Source organism: Amycolatopsis sp. SID8362, assembly GCF_010550475.1.
GTDB lineage: Bacteria > Actinomycetota > Actinomycetes > Mycobacteriales > Pseudonocardiaceae > Amycolatopsis > Amycolatopsis eburnea.
Genome location: NZ_JAAGNB010000452.1, coordinates 1 through 3,240 on the forward strand (window position 1 = coordinate 1; position 3,240 = coordinate 3,240).

The following is a 3,240-nucleotide window of genomic DNA, read 5'->3' on the forward strand; positions in this document are numbered from 1 at the left end:
GCACCTCGGACCTCACCGTGCCCGCGTTCGCGCCGGTCCGGCCGCCGGTGGCGCCGCCGCGGCCGCAGCCGTGGCAAGCCGTCCAGCCGCCGAGGTACGCGCCGCCGCGCCGGAGGTGGTGGCGGTGACCACAGCTCACCAGGCCTGCTCGAACCGCATGCCCTTGCCGTAGTAGTCGTCGTCCGGCACGGGCCCGGACGGCGGTGGTGCCACGGGCGGCGCGTCCGAAGACCGGTCCTTGAGCACCGTGCTGTCTTCCGCACGAGGAGGAGCGGCGACCGGTGCCGGCTCGGGTTCGAACTGGACCCGCCAGCGCAGCCGGTCCATCAGGTAACCGCCGCTGCCCAACGGCGCCAGCAGCTGCCCCGTCCGCTTCGCCGACTCCCGTTGCGCGGAAACGTACGTCCGCAGCACGGCGTCCGCGATCTCGGCGGGCGACATGCCCGAGACGGCGTCGGTGAGCCGCAGCCGGGTCAGCACGCCGTCGGTGTTGACCGACAGCGAAACCGCGCCGTCGTCGGACGTCGCCGTCGCCGACAGCGCGGAAAGCTCGGCCAGCAGGGCTTCGCGGTCCGGGCCGTCAGCCATCCAGCCTCCCGGCGTGCGTCGCGCCGCTGGACACCTGGCCGTCGGGCGCGATGTCGACGTTCGCGTCGCGGACGTTCTTCTCGGTCTGCCGCGAAGTGTGGTCGGTCTCGAAGTTCGACGGGTCGAAGCTCGACCCGGGGCTGACGTCCGGCGCGTCCGGGATCTTCGGCAGGTCGACGGCCTCGTCGCCGATGCGGTCGGCCAGCGTCTGCGCCGCGTCTTCGGCGCCACTGCGGATCTTTCCCGCGCTCTCGGCGAAGCTGTAGTACAGGTCGAACCCGTTGTCGCCGGTGATCTCCGCCTGGTTGGCCACGACGGCGGTGATCGCGCCACCGGCGGCGTTCCCGGCGATCAGCGCGCCGTTGGCCGCGGTGAACACCGACGCGCCCGCGACGGCACCCGCGCCGGCGGTCGCCACCGTGAGCAGCCCGGTGACCGCGCCCGCGAACGTCGCCGCCAGCACCTTCGACATCGCCGCTTCGCGCTTGCGCTCCTGCGACTTCTGGTAGTCCTCGGCCGTCTGCTTGAACGTCGAGCCGAGGTTGTTCAGGTCCTGCCGGGCGGACGCGATCGCCTCACGCGCCGCGACGATGTCGCTCTCCAGCACCGTGATCTTGGTTTCGACCTCGGTGAAGGCGTCGGCGAGCTCGTTCAGGTAGGCCTTGACGGCGTTGGCCGCGGAGCCGCGCCAGACGTCGAGGAACTGCCGGGCGTCGTCGAGCTTCGGCTTCGAGTCGCGCTGCAGCGCCTTCCAGACGGCGTCGTGCTTCATGATCAGGTTCTGCAGGCCGCCTGCCGACTCGTGGTCGATGTCGGCGTCGGAGAACTCGCGGTAGACACCGGCGGTGTCGTCCTGCATCTTCCGGAAGCCGCCTTCGTCGGTGCCGATGCCGAAGGCCCAGTCGGTGTACTTGAGGATCTCCAGCGCGTCGAGGGCGTCGTTCGCGCCCTCCTTGAGGTCCTCGGAGATGCCTTCGAGCAGTTCGGCGCGGCGGTCGTCGCCGCTCGACATCGGCTGGGCGTCGAGCCCGGAGTCGAAGTAGCCGTCCACGTCAGTTCCCCTCCAGGCCGGCGGCCGCGCGGTTGACGCGCTGCTTCGAGTCCTCGTCGGCCTTCTCGTACAGCTCCGCGACCCGCATCAGCGCGTGGCTGGTGTTGGCGGTCGTCTGGTGCAGCTGCGCGACCAGCTTCTGGATCTTCGCCAGGTGGTCGTTGTAGGCCTTCGCGACGGCCGGCATGCCCAGGGTGCGGCCGAAGGCGTTGTCCACGGGGATCATCCCGGCGATGCCGCCGAAGAGCCCGTCACCGCCGGAGGAAACGGGGACGTCGGTGCCACGCAGGCCGTTCGACGCGGCTTCCGCGGCGTCGGCCGCGCCCTGCAGCGCGCCGGCCGAATCCCGCAGGTCCTGCAGGTCGGTCTCGAATCCGATCATCGTGACATGTAAACACCGTTCGATCGCCCGACAGGGGGATTCCCCGGTGGTGTGCCCCAGATCACGAACGGGGTCCCGTACCGCCGAACGGGGGAACCTCGTCCGTGCGCGGGGTGCTCGGCGCTCTTACCTGCATGAGTACCGCGACGAAGCCCCGGCCGCCGACCGTGCGGAGGCAGCTGCGCGAGGCGAAACGCTTTTCCTGGACCGGGTTCGCCGTCACGGTCGCGGCGTCGCTGCTCGGCACGCTCGTCCCGGCCGCGATCGGCGCCGGCCCGAACGCGACGCTGATTTCGACGCTCGTGGTCACCGTGCTGGCGGCGGGCGGGTTCACCGCCAAGGACGGCGCGGCCCGCGGCATCAAGGCGATCGCGATCGTGCTGCTGGCCGCCGGCGCGCTGGTGCTGACGGTGACCGGGGTGACCGTGCTGGACCTCGTGCGCGGCAAGCCGGCGACGTTCCCGGTGGTGCCGGAGACGGCCGCGGAAGCCAAGGTCGCCGTCCCGGAGTCGGTCGCCTGCGGGACGACGCCGGTGCACACGACGACGACCTGCACGGTGGCGGTCCGCAGCGTCGGGGCGAGCGCGCTGCGCGTGAGCGGGATCGAGCTGGACAGCACGGACTTCGCGGTGGACGCGCGCGGCTGCGTGAACCAGGACATCGCGCCGGGCCGCCGGTGCACGCTGGTGGTCAGCTTCACGCCGGGGTGGAGCGGCGACCGGGTCGCCGACCTGACGGTGCACCACAACGTCCCGGGCCCGGCCGCGTTCGTGGAGCTGACCGGCCGCGGCGGCTAGTGTTCCGCGCCCGCGCTGATCACCAGGTCGGCGGTCGTCTTCGACGCCGTGTCCGCCAGGACTTCCAGCGCGTCGGCGATCCGGTCCACGCCGAGCGACGGCGCCTGCTTGCCCGAGGCCGCGACCTGTTCCGGGCTGAACGGGACGTGCACGAACCCGCCGCGCACGCCGGGGAACTCCGTGGCCAGCAAGTGCATCAGGCCGTAGAAGACCTGGTTGCACACGTAGGTCCCGGCGGTGTGGGACACCGACGCCGGCACGCCCGCCGCGCGGATCGCCGCCACGCAGGCCTTCACCGGCAGCGTCGTGAAGTAGGCCGCAGGGCCGTCCGCGACCACGGGGACGTCGACCGGCCGCGCGCCCGCGTTGTCCGGGATGCGGGCGTCGACGAGGTTGATCGCGACGCGCTCCGGCGTCACGTC

The 3,240-nt window shown here is 72.0% G+C and carries 5 protein-coding genes; 1 reads left to right on the forward strand and 4 read right to left on the reverse strand.

Annotated elements, in window-relative coordinates:
* Window positions 1-135: 135 nt before the first annotated feature.
* The 3 genes from G3I65_RS14310 to G3I65_RS14320 are packed head-to-tail and all read right to left on the reverse strand — an operon-like array spanning window position 136 to window position 2,021.
* A complete protein-coding gene (locus tag G3I65_RS14310; RefSeq protein WP_160696546.1) occupies window positions 136-588 on the reverse strand; it encodes a YbaB/EbfC family nucleoid-associated protein in 453 nt (150 codons plus the stop codon).
* Window positions 581-1,639 carry a hypothetical protein gene (locus G3I65_RS14315; RefSeq protein WP_309235453.1) on the reverse strand — a complete coding sequence of 353 codons (1,059 nt, stop codon included), beginning with the start codon at window positions 1,637-1,639 and terminating at the stop codon, window positions 581-583. The genes G3I65_RS14310 and G3I65_RS14315 overlap by 8 nt, the downstream gene beginning before the upstream one ends.
* Window position 1,640: 1 nt before the next feature.
* Complete coding sequence (locus G3I65_RS14320; protein ID WP_160696547.1) at window positions 1,641-2,021, reverse strand: hypothetical protein; 381 nt, start codon at window positions 2,019-2,021, stop codon at window positions 1,641-1,643.
* A gap of 134 nt (window positions 2,022-2,155) precedes the next feature.
* On the opposite strand from G3I65_RS14320, the gene G3I65_RS14325 reads away from it, so the two are divergent.
* On the forward strand, window positions 2,156-2,818 hold the full coding sequence (locus G3I65_RS14325) for a hypothetical protein (protein WP_125308244.1): 663 nt from the start codon (window positions 2,156-2,158) through the stop codon (window positions 2,816-2,818).
* Here G3I65_RS14325 and G3I65_RS14330 read toward each other — a convergent pair.
* Window positions 2,815-3,240 (reverse strand): pyroglutamyl-peptidase I (locus G3I65_RS14330; protein WP_160696548.1); only part of this gene is annotated, 426 nt, incomplete at its 5' end. The two genes, G3I65_RS14325 and G3I65_RS14330, sit on opposite strands and share 4 nt — an antisense overlap.